The organism is Flavobacterium cutihirudinis, from assembly GCF_003385895.1.
Lineage (GTDB): Bacteria > Bacteroidota > Bacteroidia > Flavobacteriales > Flavobacteriaceae > Flavobacterium > Flavobacterium cutihirudinis.
The window spans coordinates 671569-691502 of the sequence record NZ_QRDQ01000008.1; the positions used below are offsets into that span (position 1 = coordinate 671569).

Below are 19934 nucleotides of genomic sequence, written 5' to 3' on the forward strand. Positions count from 1 at the left end.
CCAGAAAAAGGATACCGCTGCTGTCAGGGCTAGCGAGAAATTTTATTTTTAAAAGAACTCTAGAACATGGGGTTATAAATTGATAACACGTCGTTCAGCATTGCTTGCAATTGCGGCTTCGATAATCTGCATTACTTTTGTGCCGTCTTCTCCGGTAACAGGTTCTGTGGTGTTGTTTGTGATTGAATTATAAACTCCATCAAAAAACGAGAAATAATTCCCTTGCAATGTTGGAATTTTTTTACGGATTATTTCTCCGTTCACTTCAGTGTGCAAAAGACCTTGAAGTTCTTCGGGTTCGATTCCCCATGACTCTAAATTTGGCTTTTTACCTATTTTCAATTCGTCTTCCTGAATATCGCCTCTTGGTTTTAAGAAAGAACCTTTTTTTCCGTGAATTGTATACGCCGGATTGGCTTCTCTTACAAAGAAACCGGCTTTTAGACGAACTCTGAAAACTTCGTAAATCAATAATAAGTCAATCCAGTCATCGACTAAAGAGTTTTCTCTCGTATAGCGAATGTCGGCAAAAACCGATTTTGGAGAACCAAACAAACAAACAGCCTGATCAATTAAATGCGGACCCAAATCTTTCAGAATTCCTGCCCCGTCATTTGCTGTTTCTTTATGTGTTTTTGCGCTTAAAAGTGGGTTGTAGCGGTCAAAGTGGAATTCGGCTTCTACAAGCTCTCCTAAAACACGATCATTGATTACTTTTTGAATCGTTTTGAAATCGCTGTCCCATCTTCTGTTCTGAAAAACGGCTAGCTTTAATCCTTTGTCTTTTGCAATTTGGGTTAGTTCTTCAGCTTCGGCAACTGTTGTTGTAAAAGCTTTTTCTACAACGGCATGTTTTCCTGCTAAAAGTACTTTTTTGGCATATTCATAATGCGTTCCCACTGGAGTGTTTACAATTACCAAGTCGACATTATCAGCTAATAAATCTTCAATTGAAGCGTAGCTTTTTACCTCCGGATAATCTTTCTGAATTAGTTTTTTGCTTCTTTCCCAAGACCCCAATAATTCAAAACCGGGATGAATATCTAAAAATGGCGCATGAAAAACTTTCCCCGACATTCCGTATGATAATAGTGCTGTTTTTATTTTTTGCATTTTGTTTTTAGTTTTTTTTGCCACACATTTATGTGATTAAAAAGGATTTCTTTTTGCTACGACCCGAGCGATAGCGAATAGGCGAAGCAATTTTACGAATTTACACGAATTATTTTAAGTTTTTGAATGTGACGATTTGTATAAATTCGTGACAAAAAACTAAAAAAATCTTTTTCATCTATGTAATCTGTGGCTAAATAAAATTTAAATCTTAGCTCTTTCGTATTGTTTTGGCCAATGAATATCGTCGTTTAATGCTGTTGCGAAATCTAAAGGTAAGTTCGGATTCCTTAATGATTCTCGGGCAAATAAAATTAAATCGGCTTGACCGTTATTCAAAATTTCTTCTGCTTGTTTGGCTTCTGTAATTAAACCAACCGCTCCGGTTAAAATATTAGCTTCTTTTTTGATTTTTTCTGCAAAAGGAACCTGATAACCCGGGCCGATATTTATTTTTTGATGAGAAACCAATCCGCCAGACGAAACATCAATTAAATCTACTCCTTTTTCTTTTAATATTTTTGAAAGTTGAACAGACTCCTCAGGATTCCATCCGTTTTCTGCCCAGTCTGTAGCCGAAATCCGAACTATTAATGGAAGGTTTTTTGGCCATTCGGTTTGAACTGCTTCAACGATTTCTAATGTAATTCGGATTCTATTTTCAAAACTTCCTCCATATTCATCGGTTCTATTATTAGTTAGAGGCGATAAAAATTGGTGTAGTAAATAACCGTGCGCCCCATGAATTTCCAAAACCTGATATCCTGCTTCAACCACTCTTTTGGTTGCTGCTTTAAAATCGGAAATCACTTTCTGGATCCCAATTTTATCTAAAGCTTCAGGAAGAAACGGTTCGTCATCGTGATACGGAATCGCACTTGCTGAAACCGTCTGCCATCCGCCTTGAGTGAAATCTAATTTTTTATTGCCAAGCCAAGGGGCTGAAACACTCGCTTTTCGTCCGGCATGTGCCAATTGAATTCCGGGAATTGAATTTTGAGAAACTATAAACCTATTAATTTGTTTTAGTTTTTCAATGTGTTCGTCTTTCCAGATTCCAAGATCAGCGGGAGAAATTCTGGCTTCAGGTGAAACTGCTGTCGCTTCCTGGATTATTAATCCTGCGCCTCCGCTTGCGCGGCTTCCTAAATGAACCAGATGCCAGTCGTTTGCAAATCCATCTTCGGCAGAGTATTGACACATTGGCGAAATGACAATTCTATTTTTAAAAGTAATGTTTTTGATTGTTAGAGGAGAAAATAATTGTGAACCCATATGTGTAACTTTTAATGGTTTTAGGTTACTAATAGAGATAGTAATCTTTTAAAAAGTAAAGTTACGGCATCCTTGTAAAAGGAGAAATCGAAATGTTTATTAATTAACAAACATTTAAAACCTTAAGTATTATATTGCGGTCTTAAATTAAAATAGAAAACGTTACTTTTGTGCGTTAAATACGAACTAAAAATAAAAAATGGATATAGTTATCAAACTCTCTCAATTTCTATTGAGTTTATCTTTACTTATTATTCTTCACGAATTAGGGCATTTTATCCCAGCAAAATTGTTTAAAACCAGAGTCGAAAAATTTTATTTGTTTTTTGATGTTAAATATTCTCTATTAAAAAAGAAAATTGGCGAAACAGAATACGGAATTGGATGGCTTCCGCTTGGAGGTTATGTGAAAATTTCCGGAATGATCGACGAAAGCATGGACAAAGAGCAAATGGCTTTGCCTCCGCAGCCTTGGGAATTTCGTTCTAAACCGGCTTGGCAGCGTTTAATTATTATGCTTGGTGGTGTAACTGTAAACTTTATCCTGGCTTTTATTATCTATATCGGAATGGCTTTTGCTTATGGCGATACTTATGTAGCGAATGCCGACTTGAAAGATGGTGTTTGGATAACTAATCCTGCGATTGAAAAAATAGGAATAAAAACTGGAGATAAAATAATCTCTATAGATGGTCATAAAATTGAGAATTTTGATGATGATACCAATTTGAAGGTTGTCATGGCCAAAGAAATTGTGATCGAAAGAAACGGTCAGAAGCAAACTATTAAAGTTCCTACGGATTTTATTGACAATCTTTCTAAACACGAAAAAGGTTTATTGATTAGTCCAAGAATGCCTTTTGTTATTGGAGGTATTCAGGAAGATTCGCAAAATACTTCGCTTAAGCCAAAAGATTTGCTTATTACATTAAATGGGCAAGAAGCTAAATATTTTGATCAGGTTAAGGTGATTTTAGAGGCGAACAAAGGAAAAACAATTCCTGCAGTTGTTTTGCGTGATTTAAAGCAAACCCCAATTACGGTTAAGGTTTCGGATAAAGGAACTTTGGGTGTTGTTTCAGGAGGTTTAGATATTAAATCTTTAGAAAAATTGGGTTATTATAAAATAAGCACCAAAGAATATAGTTTTGCTGAATCGATTCCGGTTGGACTTGAAAAAGGAAAAAACAAGTTAGTGGATTACGGAAAACAATTAAAAATGATTTTTAATCCAGAGACAAAAGCGTACAAACAAGTTGGTGGTTTTGCTGCGATTTATAATATTTTTCCTAATTCATGGAGTTGGGAAGTGTTTTGGTCAATCACTGCTTTATTGTCAATTATGCTTGGAGTAATGAATTTATTACCAATTCCGGCTTTAGATGGAGGTCATGTGATGTTTTTATTATATGAAATTATTAGTGGTAAAAAACCAAGTGATAAATTCCTTGAAAACGCCCAAATGGTTGGCTTCGTACTACTTATAGCGTTGCTTTTGTTCGCAAATGGAAACGATATTTATAAGGCAATTATGAAGTAGAAAAAAAAATGAATAAAAAGAGTTAAAATATTTTTGAGAAACTAAAAATTCGATTATATTTGCACTCGCTAAAAAGAGCAACACTTTCCTCCTTAGCTCAGTTGGTTAGAGCATCTGACTGTTAATCAGAGGGTCCTTGGTTCGAGCCCAAGAGGGGGAGCAACTTTTTTTAGCAAACATATTTACCTTTAAGGTGATTCCTCCTTAGCTCAGTTGGTTAGAGCATCTGACTGTTAATCAGAGGGTCCTTGGTTCGAGCCCAAGAGGGGGAGCTTAAAAAAAAGACGATCAAAATGATCGTCTTTTTTTATTTATTTAAAAATGTAAAGTTCATTCCTTCATACACTATCTTTTATTTCTTAGCGACTCTATTTGTTGGATTTTTACTTTCAAACAAAAGCATCATTTCATTGGCTTTTTCAGTTTGGTTTATGGCTTTTAGTGATTCGGCATAACGATAATAATAAATCGAATCGAGATTAGCAGACATACCAAGGAGTTCTGCATAGTATTTTGCAGCTTCTTCCATGTCGCCATCAAAATAAGACTTGTCAGCGACTTTTCTCAACATGTCTACAGATTTGTATCCTTTGTCTAAAACCTTTTCATACGTACGCGAAATATCAATATCAATGTATTTTGCAGGTTCTGCTTTATGAGTAACTTCGACTTTTACAGGTTTAACGGTTTCTGCGGGTATATCTGTAACGATTTTTGCCATTAATGGCACTTCAGCGGCTTTTACTTTTGGTTTTCTGTAAATTGGAGTTACTATTCTTGTATTGTTGGGGCCAAGATCGTAAGTGTTTACCATGTCTAATTTTGAAACTTCATATTTGGTAATTCTTTTGCCAAAGGTCATGTTTATTGTTTCTTCAACATAGTAAGCGGCAATAACAAGTTCTTCATCTGGTTTGGCATCAGCATTCAACTTTGTTATTCCGTTATCCGGATTTGTATTGGTTTTAGTTGCTTTTTGGGAAAAACAATTAAGGGGAAAAACAAATACAATTGTGAGAAAAATGACTGCATAAGCTTTCATGATTGTTGGTTTAAAATAGTTTTATATTCAATACTCTATATTTTATACCAAAGATACTCCATAGTTCTCTTTTTTGTTTTTTATGCCCGTAAACGGCTTGGAAAGACGTTTAAATGCAGTTTTTTAACAATAAACACAAAAAAAGCGCCACAATTTTCATTGAGGCGCTTTTTTGTTTTAAATGTTGGGGATTAATTAAACACCCAATTTTTTAGCGATTTCCGTTGGAATTCCACCTTTATTTACCATTAAGGCAGTAGTTTTATATTTTACAAAATTTTTGGTTACAAACAAGAAACCTTTATAGTCATTTGTTTCTCCCCAAGAATTTTTTACGATATAATATTCTTTTCCAGTTTGATCTTTCGCAAGACCAATAATGTGCATTCCGTGATCATCTGTTGTTGTGTAATTGTCAAACGCTGCCTGACGCATTTCTGGAGTAATTTCTGGTTCAGCTTTTGGTCCGTTAAACATATCTGCTTTTTCTTCAGCAGTCATGTCATCGAATTTTTTTGTTGGAACATAAGCTACACCATTTTTCCAGCTAAAGCTTTTCTCACTAACATCAGTTGCCCATGCTACAGTGTATCCTTTTTTCAAAGCATTGTCGATTACATCTGTCATATCGTTTACTTTGATATTGTAAACTTGATCTAATGACCAGTTGTCCGGCACAGCCAAAACTGTTTTTTGGTAGTAAGGAGCAGTAGTGAATGAAGACATTTCAATGTATTCATCAGGATTGATCCCTACAACTTCTTTTGCAAAAGACTGCGGAGTATAGTTTTTTCCTTTATAAGTAAAATTATCCGGCACTTTTCCTAAATAAGAATCAATAACCGCTGCGTATGCTTTTTGCCAGTTTGGTGTTAATTCTCCATTTGGATTTTTAACAACTGCTGCAAGAACACCTTCAATAAGAGCAGACATTTCAGCAAATTTATTTTTATCAGTTCCGTAGTTTAATCCTGTGTAAACTTCTCTAGGAACGGTTCCGTATTTTTTGTACATATTAATTACATCATGAAGAGAACCTCCATCACCTAAAGTGATAGCGCCATGCATACGTACATAATTTACACCTTTATCAACATACACATTTCTTGCAGAAAAAACCTGAGATAATTCTACTGGTTGTTTTCCTAAACGAATCATCTCTGATTCTAGAAATGAGTTCGATGCATAACTCCAACAAGTTCCTGATGAACCCTGAGATTTTACAGATGTTGTTCCTAAGTTAACTACTTCAGTGAATTTAAAGTTTTCTTTACTTTTATCACTTGCGTTTAACTTTAGTGAATTTACCAAAATGTCTTGTGCGAAACCGCTACTTACGCCAACTAAAAAAGCCGACGCTACGAAAACTGATTTCATCGTAATTTTATACATAATCAATGATTTAAATAGTTGACTAATTAGTAGCCCTAAATTAATTTTTGTTACAAAACAATTAAATATTAAGTAAAAAAACTATTATTTTTCCGTTAATCTTTATACAATGTTTTTCTTAAGCATCAAAACCTTACAAAATGTGTAAATCGTAATTTGCTGTCAATCTTTAAATATTGCAGTTTAATTCCTAAAAAAGTAGTATTTTGGTATTTATAAATGCCACTTTGCTTATTTGAAAAATGTTCGAACTCGAAAAAGAAAAATATTTAGGGAATACGAAAAACAGTTTCAATACCAATCAAGGAATTGCAATTGTCGAAACCGAGTATCAGAGTAAGGTTTACGAGGGCTGGCATTCGCACAATAATGCGCACATTACACTTTTCCTGAAAGGCGGTACAACCGAGAAAAGGAAAAACTTTAGTGAAACGGTTGGTCCGGGTTCTTTATTGTTTTATCATAGTGATGAGATGCATCTGAATCAAAATACACTTTTTCCTTCCCGAAATATCAATATCGAAATTGAAGATGATCTTTTAAAAGAACTTCAGATTAATGAATCTGTAATCGAAAAATCGGTTGAGAACAGTGCGCTCACCAAATTTTTGATTCTTAAGATTTTTAAGGAATCTCAAAACCCTGATGTTTTTTCTAATGACAATATCAGAATGTTGTTTTCGCAATTGTCGAATACTATTGACCATTTGGAACGATTTGAAAAAAGCCCTTTTTGGGTGAAAAGTTTAAATGAATTGCTGAATGATTGTTGGAATGAAAACCCAAATTTGAATGATTTGGCAAAGGTTTTACATTTAAATCCGATTACGATTTCTAAACATTTCCCTAAATATTTTGGATGTACTTTAGGCGAATATATGCGTCGAATAAAAATTAATCGTTCGCTTTCGCTGATACAATCCACGGAAAACAATTTGACTGAAATCGCTCTAGAATGTGGATTCTCCGATCAAAGTCATTTTATTAGAACTTTTAAAAACCAGACCGGATTTTTACCCAAACAATTTCAAAAATTATAACAGGCAAATTTCATTCTATTTTTTGGTTTCGATGCCACATACTTTTGTTTCATCATAAATCATTAAATAAAACCAAATGGAAACGCTTACTTTGAAACAAAAAACGTTTAATTCTCCAATAACAAAAATCATTCTTGCTTTACTTACTTTTATGGCAGTTGTTATAATTAGTCAACAAATTGCTGTAAAGTTACTAGCCTTAACTTCGCTTGAAAAAGAATATAGAAACCTTTTAAAAGGACTTTTTGTTTCTGCGCTGTGCGTCTTCAGCTACATTCTTTTCTTTAAAAAGTATGACAAAAGAGCAATCACAGAGTTTTCAACAAAAGGACTTGCAAAAAATCTTATTCTTGGAACTCTTATTGGTTTTACTTTACAATCGCTCACCATTTTGGTAATCTATCTTAACGGAAGTTACAGTGTTTTGAATATCAATCCAATTTCATTTATTCTGATTCCTTTTACCATTATGTTTACTGTTGCCATTATTGAAGAAATATTGGTGCGTGGAATTATCTTTAGAATAGTCGAAGAAAAATTGGGTACCTATATTTCGCTTACGATATCTTCGGTATTGTTTGGTGTTTTTCATTTGGCAAACCCAAATGGTACTTTGATTTCATCAATATGCATAACTATGGCTGGTTTTATGCTTGGAGCAGCTTTTGTTTACAGTCGTAATTTATGGTTTCCGATAGCTTTGCATTTTGCTTGGAATTTTACACAATCAGGAATTTATGGCGCGATAACATCTGGAAACGAAAAAACAAATAGTTTATTGAATGCCAAAATACAAGGCCCACAATTTATTACAGGAGGAGAATTTGGTCCCGAAGGTTCTATTCAGGCTATTTTATTTTGTGCGGTTGGAGCTATTTTATTATTGGCTTTAAGCCGAAAAAATAATAATATCATTAAACCATACTGGAAAAAATAGAAAGCTTTTTACTGCTAAGTATATAAAAAAGTACTCCCGATATTTAATATCGGGAGTTTTACTTTTTACTTATCACTTTTTATTTTTTACTAAAAATTTTATCTCATCCAATTACTTCCAAAAACAATGTAGTAAGCCCAATCTTCATTTCCTTTTGCGACATCTACACCCATTCTCAATTTAAATTTTCGGGCTATTAAATATCTAAAACCTGTTCCGTAACTGTAAACTACTGGTTTTGCAAAAGCTTTATCCCAATCGTCAAAAGCACTAGCAAGACCTCCAAATCCCATTAAACTCCATCTTCGATACAAATCCCAACGAAACTCGACTTCATTTACAATACTGGTGTTTCCCATATATCTGGCTGTTGGAATCCCTCTTAAATTAATTCCCGGTTTAAGATAAAAAGGCGGACTTCCCAACGCCTGTTCTCCTTCAATCCTTAGTCCGCCAATTAATTTATCAGTTATTGGGTAATATCCTATTGCGGACAAATTAATACGCCAGGAATTATAATCGCTGCCTATTCCTTTATCTGACCAAAAGAAATCGGACTGAATACGTATTCCTTTATCGGGCGTAAATATATTGTCGCGTCCGTCAAATTGAAGCGCTCCTCCTAACTGGCTAACAGTACTGTTAATGTCGCCCGGTTTAACGAATGGTGGAGGCAGATTTAAATCAGGTAAGTTTATTTTAGAATTTAAAAATAAATATTGCGGTCCGGCGCTCCATTTTGCATTTTTAAATTGTTTTAACCATTGTGTGTAAAATACCGAAGTTCTAAAGTTTAGTTTAAATTCCTGATCGCCTCCGGTAGGAAGATTATTAGCATAAAAAGAGAGGTTTACATTTCCGTAAGCCGCTCCAACACGATAGAGTATTTTTGGTTTTACTAAAGTTGCAGAACGAAAAGCTCCTGCCATCCAGCTATCATTTACCGTGTACATTCCGAATCCTCCCGTTATATCAGGGTTTATAAAACGTTTTTTACCATCTTCATCAATTACTGGCGCGCGTTTTTTAAGAAATATGGGAGCCAAAGCACCACCAAAGCCTCCTAAAGCCGGTTCAGATATAATGGCCGGTACTACAAGAAAACCATTTGCATAAATGAGAAAATTACTTAAATCGATTGCTCCATCAAGAGAATCTTTGAAGCGCATATTTTTAGGTTTCGATGTTGTTGTTTCTGATGTTTGTGAAGTCATTCCTGTATAAGACAAGAGAAATACAACAATAATCAACCTTGTTTTCCAAATACTTTTTCGATTAAAGAGGTTCTTTTTTTTCATTATAAATGTGTTTTCCTAATAAATAGTAATCCATTATTTATGCTCTTCTTTTGCAAAACTGAAAACATGTGCAAGGGTTATAAAAAATGTATTTCCCTGAAATCTGTTTATGGCATCAACTTCGGCAACCCATCGAAATCCGGCTGAAGTTTTACATCCAATATGGAAATAATTGATTTCAGCACCGATACCGCCAACCCTGTCTTTTTTGCCTTCGACAGTTCCTAAAATCGGAACAGGAATTTTATCATTAGTGACTTTATATTGCAAATAGTAAATCAGTCCTGCGTTGAATAACCCGGTTGGTGCAGTTTTTTCAGAATTCATTGTATAAAAGGTTTTTCCCAATCCTCCTTCAATACTTAAAATATCACCTGTTTTAATATCGGTATCTTTCTTTTTTCCGTTTATTTCGTAAGAAGCTAAAGCAGAAAAATGAATTGTTTTTTTATCATTAAAAAATAAGGTCGTTCCTGCAGAGAATTCATTCATAAACATTCCTAAACCACTATTGTCAGAAGCTCCCGCTGTAAATTTTCCGGTTGGTAAATACAATTGATAACTAAAGACAAAGTCGGCTCTTTTATTATGCCAGCCAAGTTGTATGGGCTGAACGTACATATCGGTAAAGGTTAGAGAATTATCAATATTAGTGTTATTTCCCTGAATGGTATTAGACGCAAATGCAAGCAAAATAGTGGCTCCGTAATTTGCTCCTAAAATTTTGAAATCGCTTACATAGTTTGCTCCGGCACCTGTTAAAAACATGGTCAAATCAGGATTTGTAATTGCCTTGTCACCATTGGCATCTTTTAAAGATGAAGCACTATAAATGTAGCCCGGAATATAAACACTAAGCGTATTTGCAGGCGTCTGCGTTCCTGATTGCAATCCCATGGCTCCAAGAATATGGCCGCCTTTTAGCTGGGCTTGCCCCAAAAAACTTATCAATAGAAAAGTTAATAGGAGTGAGGAGTTTTTTAATTGTTTATTCGATTTTATGCTCATCACTTTTGTTTTAAATTTTTATGGAATTATAAAAGTATCCAGTTGAAAAAGGCAAGCAGGTAATTTCTTTAGTTTGGAGATTGCTTCAAAAAATAGGTGTTACCCTTTTCAGGATCGACTCTGATGACTTTAAAATATTCTGATGGCGATTTTCCTGTATGTTTTATAAAAGCTCTAAAACATGTAGTTCTGGATTTGAAACCAGATCCCCAAGCCATACCTTCAAGAGAAAGCTCTTTCCATTCAGGATCGTTTATTTTTTCTTTAAAATATTCTATTCTTTTCAGGTTTACGTAGTCCTGAAAATGCAGATTAAATTCAGAATTAATTAAGCTGGAAATATGATGAACTGGAATTTCAGTTGCATTTGCAATGTCTCTTATCACCAGGTCTTTTTTAAGAAAAAGTTCCTCAGATGCAAAAATATATTCAAGTTTATCAAGATATAATTGTCTTTTCTCGTCTGTTAATTCTTTAGGTAATGGTAAAGTACTTTTGTTTTCATTTGTTTTTATTGGAACTAGCTGATCTTCAATAATGTTGAAACTATTAAAAGTATCACTTATTTCGGGTTCAAAATTGTCATAAAAAATCTTTGGTTTAAAATAAAGCCAGCCTACTGTAAATAGCAATACAGATGAAATTAAAATGTAGCAGGAAAAATCGATACTGTCTACTTTATTCATTAAAAAGTAATGAACAAAAAGAGTAGAAAACAAGAACAGAATCATTAAATTATAAAGTCGGATCCAACTTAGGATTTTTATTCTGTTAAAATGATTTTGTTTGAATTTTTTTATATCATAGTTTAAAATCATCATGGTTTGACAAAAGGCATACATCAACCAAATTGTCAGACTTAGCATTGAGAAAGGGCTGTTTATTTTGGCAGAAAGAAAATGAACTATATTTAAATCGGTAAAACTTCCGATCCATACAAATACAGTCAAGCTGAAGTAAATTAGGAATGGTAAAAAATGAAGCCAATCGTACTTATAAAATAGGCGGCCTTCAAATAAAACGCTTCTCACATACAAAAACGCACTTGGCGCTACCAGAAAAATGAAGGATTTTGTAATCATGAACAAATCAGGAAAAGTCTTGAAAAGATTTGCTGATAAGTAGAAGTTGTAAATGCTCACAACTGCAAGACTAAACAGAAATAACCCAAGGAAAAAACTCTTCGAATAGTTTTTGCGTGAAAACAAAACCATAAATGAAGTCGCAAAGCCAACCATTGTAGCGATAAAAAAGAAAAGAGAAAGTACTATATCCAGCATATGTATAGGCTTAAAATTAAATGTTTTTATTCTTTCTTTAAAAAAGGAGATTTGAAAAGAAAGTAATGGCGGGGCAGATATTGTGATTGTTATACTTAGCAGAACAGTTAAGTATAACAATCTGTATGGAGTAAAATTTGCAGGTTATTTTTTTGTTGCTAAGCCAGGAGGAAATCCTTCAAGGATTTTCTTGATTGCACCATTTATAAATTCTTCAGGATTATCAGGTTTGCTGTCAATTTGAGAATTTCCTATTCCTTGCCAAAGCAGTTTGTCTGTTTTGGTAGAAACGATATCGATAATCAATGAACCATCAACATAATCATAAGAATTAAATGTTGTTGATCCACCGCCCATCATAGCGCCGCCTCCCCAGTATCCGTATGGACGGTACATACCACCGTAGCCATAAAAATTAGTGTCGGCAGTAACTTGTGTTTTGTTTTTTAAAATAGAAACAGCATTTACTTTTAAATCAGGGTTTGTTGTTGATTCTGTAAAGCCTTTTGCCGTCATTTCATTACGAATTGCTTTGGCAACGCGATCAACATTAAGCTGGTTAACCTGACCTTCCTGTGCTTTCAGATCATAAACAGTAAAAGTTTTATATTGGCTGAAGTTGGCTGAGTGATCATAATCAGTGGTTACTTTGACACTTGGTGCACAGCCAAAAAGTAAACCCAAAAATAAAATTGGGAATAGGCGAAGATTTGTTCTTTTAATATTCATGTTGTGGTATTTAAATTAATAATTAAATTGTTTAACTCGAATGTATTAAAATCTGGGTAAATCTTGAATGAACGATAATTCGTGTTAAACAATTGTTAAGTTATTGCAAATAACTATTAAACAGTGTCTTAACACACTCTCAAAGATAAATTATTTTTATTTAAAAACATAAGAAAGTAAAAATAATCTTGCGTTTAAAGGTTCATTTTTTTCTCAGATTCGTAGCTAGCTTATCTTAATTTATTTTCTTCGTAACGCTAAAAAATGATGCTGCCTGAATTTTTAAATAAGCTGGTAGTAAACATCATTATAGATTATGTCTTATACTTCTGCCGAAATTGGCAATCGTCCTTCTTTTACCGCTTCGACCATTTTATTGTAATCCAATTCATTTTGATGAGCGTACAACATTGAAAATTTAGAAATTGCATTGGCAAATTCATTATTATTCCCAATGTATCCAGACAAAAGCGACGGATCGCCAGATCTTGCATGTGCACGTGCAAGTGCCCAACCGCAAGCTTTGGCATAATCTGCCATATTTTCGGCTTTCATTATTTCGATGACTGGTTTTATCTTGGCATCACGAAGCTGACGGATATAAAAATATTTTCCTTTATCGTCATTTGTCCAGCCTAAAAACATATCTGGAGCTGATTGCATTAATTTTTGTCCCATTACAATTCGCTCGCCCTGATGCGGATATTTTCCTCTGTTTTTTACATTTGATTCTAAGACGCTTTTTCTTGCTTCTTTAAACTGCAAAAAAATAGGTTCTCCAGTAGCCGACATCAATAAACTGATACCGCAGAGTGTTCCAACACTTCCAACGCCTACAACTTTTACCGCAAAATCATGCATTGTATATCTGCTCAGCAAAACTTGTTTGTCTTCTGGCAATGATTCTATGTATCGTTTATGAACCTGTTTCGCTTCTCTTAACGTATAACTTGCCTCATTCCCCGAAGGATGATAAATCAACGGAGGATCATCTTTGATTCTGGCCCGAACCCCATCTAAATAGGTCATTTTTGCAAATTCTTTTTCGTGCGCAATTGATTCGGCTGCTTTTTTTATTCGCTTTTGCTGAAATTCTTTCAGCTCCTCATCTTTTCCAAGATCAATAAGCTCGGCCAAATCAATATCAGCATACCAAATTTGAAGTGCCGATAATTTACTGTAATCGAGCATGTGACGTTTGTAACTGTCTGCTACATGCCATGCAAATTCTTTACACTCTTTAGCAGAAAATTTTCGCCACTTTCCTGCAATTGCAAAACTTGTTGCTAATCTTTTTATATCCCATTCCCATGGGCCGGGAAACGTTTCGTCAAAATCATTTATATCAAAAACCAATTTACGTTCAGGAGTTGCAAAACCGCCAAAATTCATTAAATGACAATCGCCACAAAGCTGGAGCTGTATTCCTGTATTTGGTGTATTTGCTAAATCTGCCGCCATAATTGCCGCTGCTCCTCTGTAAAAAGCAAATGGCGATTCGATCATTCGTCGATATCGAATGGGAAGTAAACTTTCAAGTCTTCCAATACTTGTTTTAATCAAAATCGCAACAGGATCTTCACGATCTTCAGGTTCTGTCCATTCTTGATGAGAAGAACGTGGCACCTCTTTCCTGATCGCTGCACCATTATCATAGCGTTCTGCTTTCGATGCTAATCGATCAAAAAAACTTTCGGCGCTATCTGATGCTTTTTCTGTCATGATAATACTTTATTTCACTTCTTTAATATCATCCATTTTCCAGCTTTTATCAAAGTAAGCTGTCGTTGGTCCGTAAAAACGCATGTAGGTAAACCAATGTTTTCCTGGCAATGTCTGAACCCAGTTTTTCTCTTTTCCTGCCGGAGCTTTTGGTCCAAAATATAAATCAACAGAACCATCGGCATTTTTTATCAAATCTTTTCGAGACGATAAATCGGCATTTTGCTGCGGATTATCAATCAAACATCGAGTAGCCGAATCATAAACTGTTATTGACCAAAAATTAACTGCTGGTGGATTTGCCGGAACATTTAAAGTGTAATTTTTCCCTCCATCGAGCCAGTTTCCACTGCTGTCAGTGTAATTTCCTAAATAAGCCTGACCTAGATTCGGGGTTTTTGATATCATTGCGTTAGAAAAAGTTACGGCTTCATAGAAATAAGCTGATCTCTCAAAAAATTCGTCAAAATTTTCTTCACGCTGAGCAGAATTTTTCATCGTAATGACATAATCCCATTTTTTATCTGGCCAGTGTCTAACGTCTTTAAAACGTTTTTCATAAGAATTAGCCATTGCCATTTGTTCTCCTTTTTTTGCAGCAGCAATTAAAATATTCTTCTGACGTTCATCTGGTGCAAATGGTTTTCCTTTTTCTATACCAAGATTTTTAAGCCAAGCCATAAAAAAACGATCACGTTCCTCAACTGGTTCATCTTGTAAAATGGCATGTAGACATTCCCAATATTTAATTCCCGATGGCTGAATTCCGTACCAATTTTTATCGGCTGGCGGACTTACTATTTTTGTTGGCGTCGGATTTGCTCTTTGTGCGTAAGGATATATTTTGACTTTTTTTACTAATTCTTCCGTCACTTTAGGATCAGGATCTAATGTTCTAAAACCGAAGAAATTATTTACCGTCGTACACGGAATTATAAAATACCCATCGGCTTTAAAATCTTTCATAGTTGGCGGTACTAAAACATATTTTCCTCCTTTTCCCTTATCTGGCCCCATTTCTCCAATTACAGCCTCTTCTCTTTGCCAAAAATCACTCAACCCTCCAGCAGTGCGTCCGGCTGGCATTTCGATAACTGTTGGTCCGTTTGCTTTCAAATCAATAAATGACATTATATAAGGAGTTGTGGCATTTGCTGTTAAAATTCCTAATCGGTCATGATAAGTATTGTACAATACTAGATCATTACTCGTTGCACCGAATGTTTTATAATGCTGTTGCTGCCATTCGGCGAAAGCCACAATTGGCAATCCCCACAGATAACATTGTGTTGCCTGCTGAAAATCCATTTCATCAAAAAGTACAGGAATTGATTCTTTTGAAGGCAATTCACCATCCATTTTTATACCAGAACCTGATTTTACTACTCTTTCTGAATCTGGATTTGTTGTCGTTGATTCTTTGCATCCAAAATTTAAAATCAAAGAAGATACTGCTAAAATTATAAGGCATTTACTTTTCATAACGATCGATTATTTTAGTTTAAAATCAGAGAATTATTTCACTTCAGTAACATCTCCCATTTTCCAGGTTTTCTCAAAAAATCCTTTTTCTGGTCCGTAAAAACGAGCCAATAGTTCAAATTTTCCTTTTGGATCTGTTGGAACCCAGTTTGATTCTTTTCCTGCTGGAGCTTTTGCACCAAAATAAATATCCACAGAACCATCGCTGTTTTTTTGAATTCCCGGAGTTGTTGAAGCGCGACTAAAATATTTCATGTCTTTAATCAAAGCATGCGTTTCACGATCATAAGCCGTTACAGACCAATATAATTTTACAGGAACATTTGGAGGCAAATGCAATTGATATAGTTTTGAACCATCCAAATCCTGACCTTTATTGTCTTTAATTGATATTAAATAAAATTGTCCTGTTCCTAAATGTTTTGCACTAAAATAGGCGATCGAATAGGCAATTGCACGTTCGCGCACAGGATAGCTGTTTGGTATTGTGTAATTGCTTCCAATTGCTTTTACAAAATCCTGAGAAACTGGCAATGCCCATTTTGTGCCTTCATAAAAAGGTGCCTGAAACGCATTGTTGTATTCATTATCAATCCAGTTGTGAGCCTCTTTTATTGCTGCGTTTAGAATCTCTTTTCTTCTTGCATCGGCTTCAAAAGGTTTGTCTTTTTCAATACCAATTGATTTTAGAAAATCGACCATAACTAAATCTCTAGTCAGCCAAGGTTCACGTTGTATAAATTGGTTTAAGAGTTCAAAAAAATGAAAATTGTACGGAATTGTATTGCTGAATGGAACTTGCAGCAAATCGACAAATTTTGTTTCCGGCGGATTTGAAGCTTGCGAATAGGGATAAATTTTTACTCGTTTCCCGTAGTCAATTGCTCTCTTTAAATCATTCGGACTTCCATCAGTAAGATTCGAACGAAGAATTGCAAAACCGGTATAGGTTGATGATGGCATCGGAATATATCCCGCTGGTACTTTATCTTTATAATCTGGAGGCAGAATCAAATATTTTCCTCCTTTTCCTTTATCAACTCCTGCCGGACCAATATCTTCAATTGCTGTCTGCCAACCGTCATCTAAACTTCCTGTAATTGACGAACTGCCTTCCGCTGGCGGAATTTCTAATACAACTGGACCTTTTCTCGTATCATATAAAGGGTTTATATACACCACATCTGGATTTGGTGTCAGCGTCTGATTTTTCGAATTTATCAAACCTGACCAATAGATAATTTCATTAAAATTACCTTTTGCACTCGCCAAACTTTCGTTTAATAATTCAAAATTAACCGCAGGAACTCCCCATATAACTGCTTCGATAGCACGATTATAAATTACCTGTTCTTGCAAGTTTGCAGGTTTGAAAGTGCTTGAAACTGATTCTGTCGAAGCTGTCTCTGTTTTTTCTGTTGAAGTTTTATTGCATGAAAAAAATAAAGCAATAAGGAGAATTGAAATTATTTTAGTCTTCATTTTATAAGCTATTAAAAATTTAAAATGATATTTTCTAAACGCTTGCGAAAAATTATTGCGGAAATATAAAGGCAACTACTGCTCTTAATCCCCAATCTGGTTTAATTGATTGATGCCCAACAACTGGAATTAAAGGCATAACAGCAAATTGCATAGTTTGACCTCCCAATTTTGTAATCGCACCCACATTTGGACTCACTGTAATTAGGGTTGTATTTCCTTGCCAGTTTTGAGTAATTTCTGAAGTAATACCTAAACTTGCACCACTTTTGTAACTATGTGTTAGAAATAGTTGGGTGTAAAACTGATTGAAATCGGCTCTGTCAGCATTTCCTGCTACAGACCAAATTTGATTGGCTAAAAAACCTATTGAAAGTCCTTTTCCCTGATGCATGACCAAAACGCTTGGTCCAATTCCGAATTTTTCTGTTCCTAAAAATTTTTCTGTAGCGGTTGGCACTAAAAAAGCAGGACCAACACCTAAAATAAGTCCTTTAGTTTTAGGAGCAAAAAAAGCGGTTACTGTAGCATCGCTTAAACCAAACTCATGGGTGTTTTCGCCAGTGACATCCTGTTGATCTACAACTGGAAGAATATAACGCGTAATTAAATTTAGATTTTCACTTAATTTGAAAGGAACAACGGGCTGTATATTGATCTGGTATTTTGATCCATTATAAGCCCCAATCCCGTAAGTAAGATTATTTTGAAGCGGAACACTAATTAAGCTTGCAACTGGATTTGCCATTTTATCGGCGAGTTCCTGCGCACTTGATCCGGCTTTTGGCTCTTCTTGTGCAAATGCGCTAAAATTTAAAAGAAAAAAAAACGTCGCAAATAAAGATTTAATTGTATTGAAAAATACTTTCATAATTTTTTCTTTTTTGATTTTTAATCTATTCTAAAATCAAAGAGAAACAACTTTTATAAGTTGAAAAGTTGTTTCTCTTTTTTATAAAATTAAATGATTATCACCCTCCACCGCTTCTTTTGGCAGTTGATATAGATTTTAATTTCTCTTGTGCCTCTTTAAGTTTCAAATAATTATCGATAGTAATTGGACCTGGATATAGGTTACTTTGCACTACATGAGGTGGATATTTTTCATAGGTTTTAGCAAATTCTCCAATAATGTTCTGAACAGTTGGCAAGAACCATGTTTTCTCTGTAAAGTTGTTCATGAATAAATCATAACGCTCTTGCGGATCTGCCCATAAGTCGAATATTTGTGGTACAGTTGCTACATAACTCGCCGCGCCTTTCCAACCTAAATTAGAATCTACCGCCAAACCTCCTGTTGCTTGTCCGTTATCACCACGTAAATTAAAGACTGCTTTGAATTTTCCAATTCTTATTGCTCCCGGCAATAATTCATCTTCTGTAAAATAAAACCACATTGTTCGTTTTGATTTACCAGTTCCAAACAAAACCGGCGACATATCATAACTGTCAAAAATTGTTGGTTTGCCATCTCTGTCTACCGTAGGTAATTCTTGCCCTGACAAAGCAGCAAATGTTGCCATAAAATCAAGTGTTCCTAAAATGTCGTTATTTTTGCTATTTGGTTTAATTTTTCCAGGCCACCATGCTAATGTTGGAATACGGCTACCGCCTTCGCGATCTGTTCCTTTTGTTCCTCTAAACGGAGTATAACCACAATCAGGATAAACATCCTGCCATGTACCGTTATCAACCGTATAGATGATTAATGTGTTTTCGGCAATTCCAAGATTTCGAACTTCATCCATAATACGGCCTATTCTTGCATCTAGTTCAACAATACAATCAGCGTATTTATTTTTCCCTGCCGATTTTCCAGCATAGTCTGGGTGAGGCAAATTAGGCTGGTGGTTTTTTGCAAAAGAAATTTCCATAAAAAATGGTTTGTCTTTTTTGCCATTTTCTTTAAGCCATTTTAAAGATTCCTCTTCTGTATATTGATCCAAAAACGGAATTACTTTTCCGTCTATTTTTCTAACTTCTCGGTATGGTTTTCCTGCTTCACCTTCTAAAGCACCTTTGGTTCCTTTGACCCACGTTGCTCTAATATCTTCAGGCATATCTGCATTCCAATCTGGATCTGTATAGGTGTAAGCATTTAAGTGATATAATGTTACATTTTTCATAACATCAAAACCTTGTGCAATTGGCATAGAATAATCTTCTTCTCCAAGATGCCATTTTCCGGCAAAAAAGGTATTGTAGTTTTTACGTTTTAAAAGAGAAGCTAATGTCCATTCGGCTTTAGGCAGTCCTCCTCCATCACCAGGAAACGCAACAGTTGTCATACCACTACGATTAGGAATTCTTCCTGTTATCAAAGCTGCTCTTCCCGGAGTACAGCTTGGTTGGCCGTAAAAAGACCAAAACTGCATTCCTTCGGTCGCCATTCGGTCGATATTAGGAGTTGCAGCTCCACGACCTTCTCCACCGCCATAAGGACCTAAATCCCCCCATCCGGTATCATCCGATAATAAAATAATAATATTGGGGCTTTTTTGTGCATAACCTAAACTGGCTATTAATAAGCAAAAAAGCAAGCCAAAAGTCTTCAGGAGACCGGCTGATTTGATTGATCTAAAATTTGTTTTCAT

The 19934-nt window shown here is 35.0% G+C and carries 16 protein-coding genes and 2 tRNA genes; 5 read left to right on the forward strand and 13 right to left on the reverse strand.

Going from position 1 to position 19934, the window contains the following annotated elements:
- Positions 1-72 precede the first annotated feature (72 nt).
- Positions 73-1113: a Gfo/Idh/MocA family oxidoreductase gene (locus tag BD847_RS08670; RefSeq protein WP_115888345.1), complete on the reverse strand. Its 1041-nt coding sequence runs from the start codon at positions 1111-1113 to the stop codon at positions 73-75.
- A gap of 204 nt (positions 1114-1317) precedes the next feature.
- Positions 1318-2388 (reverse strand): NADH:flavin oxidoreductase/NADH oxidase, encoded by a 1071-nt coding sequence (locus tag BD847_RS08675; RefSeq protein WP_115887892.1) that lies wholly within the window; start codon positions 2386-2388, stop codon positions 1318-1320.
- A gap of 199 nt (positions 2389-2587) precedes the next feature.
- Between BD847_RS08675 and rseP the strand changes: the two genes are divergently transcribed.
- From rseP to BD847_RS08690, 3 genes are all read left to right on the forward strand, one after another.
- On the forward strand, positions 2588-3928 hold the full coding sequence (rseP, locus tag BD847_RS08680) for an RIP metalloprotease RseP (protein WP_115887893.1): 1341 nt from the start codon (positions 2588-2590) through the stop codon (positions 3926-3928).
- A gap of 86 nt (positions 3929-4014) precedes the next feature.
- Positions 4015-4088, forward strand: a tRNA-Asn gene (locus BD847_RS08685).
- Positions 4089-4126: 38 nt separating this feature from the next.
- A tRNA-Asn gene (locus tag BD847_RS08690) sits at positions 4127-4200 on the forward strand.
- Positions 4201-4280: 80 nt separating this feature from the next.
- On the opposite strand, the gene BD847_RS08695 is transcribed toward BD847_RS08690, so the two are convergent.
- Together BD847_RS08695 and BD847_RS08700 are read right to left on the reverse strand one after the other, a co-directional pair.
- Entirely contained in the window at positions 4281-4970 is a 690-nt protein-coding gene (locus tag BD847_RS08695; protein ID WP_115887894.1) for a hypothetical protein, read from the reverse strand.
- Positions 4971-5165: 195 nt separating this feature from the next.
- Positions 5166-6362 (reverse strand): C1 family peptidase, encoded by a 1197-nt coding sequence (locus tag BD847_RS08700; RefSeq protein ID WP_115887895.1) that lies wholly within the window; start codon positions 6360-6362, stop codon positions 5166-5168.
- 242 nt (positions 6363-6604) lie between these two features.
- Between BD847_RS08700 and BD847_RS08705 the strand changes: the two genes are divergently transcribed.
- Positions 6605-7402, forward strand: a complete 798-nt coding sequence (locus BD847_RS08705; protein WP_115887896.1) for a helix-turn-helix domain-containing protein — start codon at positions 6605-6607, stop codon at positions 7400-7402.
- A gap of 76 nt (positions 7403-7478) precedes the next feature.
- Positions 7479-8339, forward strand: a complete 861-nt coding sequence (locus tag BD847_RS08710; protein ID WP_115887897.1) for a CPBP family intramembrane glutamic endopeptidase — start codon at positions 7479-7481, stop codon at positions 8337-8339.
- Between the two features lie 98 nt (positions 8340-8437).
- Here the strand turns inward: BD847_RS08710 and BD847_RS08715 are convergent, their stop codons facing one another.
- From BD847_RS08715 to BD847_RS08755, 9 genes are all read right to left on the reverse strand, one after another.
- Positions 8438-9637, reverse strand: coding sequence for a BamA/TamA family outer membrane protein (locus BD847_RS08715; protein WP_244201574.1), 1200 nt, complete (start codon positions 9635-9637; stop codon positions 8438-8440).
- Positions 9638-9670: 33 nt separating this feature from the next.
- Entirely contained in the window at positions 9671-10645 is a 975-nt protein-coding gene (locus tag BD847_RS08720; protein ID WP_115887898.1) for a SphA family protein, read from the reverse strand.
- Positions 10646-10713: 68 nt separating this feature from the next.
- Positions 10714-11925: a helix-turn-helix domain-containing protein gene (locus tag BD847_RS08725; protein WP_115887899.1), complete on the reverse strand. Its 1212-nt coding sequence runs from the start codon at positions 11923-11925 to the stop codon at positions 10714-10716.
- A 144-nt stretch (positions 11926-12069) separates the two neighbouring features.
- On the reverse strand, positions 12070-12654 hold the full coding sequence (locus tag BD847_RS08730; RefSeq protein ID WP_115887900.1) for a DUF4136 domain-containing protein: 585 nt from the start codon (positions 12652-12654) through the stop codon (positions 12070-12072).
- Positions 12655-12975: 321 nt separating this feature from the next.
- Positions 12976-14376, reverse strand: a complete 1401-nt coding sequence (locus tag BD847_RS08735) for a DUF2252 domain-containing protein (RefSeq protein WP_115887901.1) — start codon at positions 14374-14376, stop codon at positions 12976-12978.
- Positions 14377-14385: 9 nt separating this feature from the next.
- Positions 14386-15858, reverse strand: coding sequence for a DUF1254 domain-containing protein (locus tag BD847_RS08740; protein WP_115887902.1), 1473 nt, complete (start codon positions 15856-15858; stop codon positions 14386-14388).
- Positions 15859-15891: 33 nt separating this feature from the next.
- The gene (locus BD847_RS08745) at positions 15892-17340 is read right to left on the reverse strand and encodes a DUF1254 domain-containing protein (protein ID WP_115887903.1); all 1449 of its coding nucleotides are present in this window, start codon (positions 17338-17340) and stop codon (positions 15892-15894) included.
- 52 nt (positions 17341-17392) lie between these two features.
- Positions 17393-18211, reverse strand: a complete 819-nt coding sequence (locus tag BD847_RS08750) for a hypothetical protein (RefSeq protein WP_115887904.1) — start codon at positions 18209-18211, stop codon at positions 17393-17395.
- Positions 18212-18311: 100 nt separating this feature from the next.
- On the reverse strand, positions 18312-19934 hold the full coding sequence (locus BD847_RS08755) for an arylsulfatase (RefSeq protein WP_115887905.1): 1623 nt from the start codon (positions 19932-19934) through the stop codon (positions 18312-18314).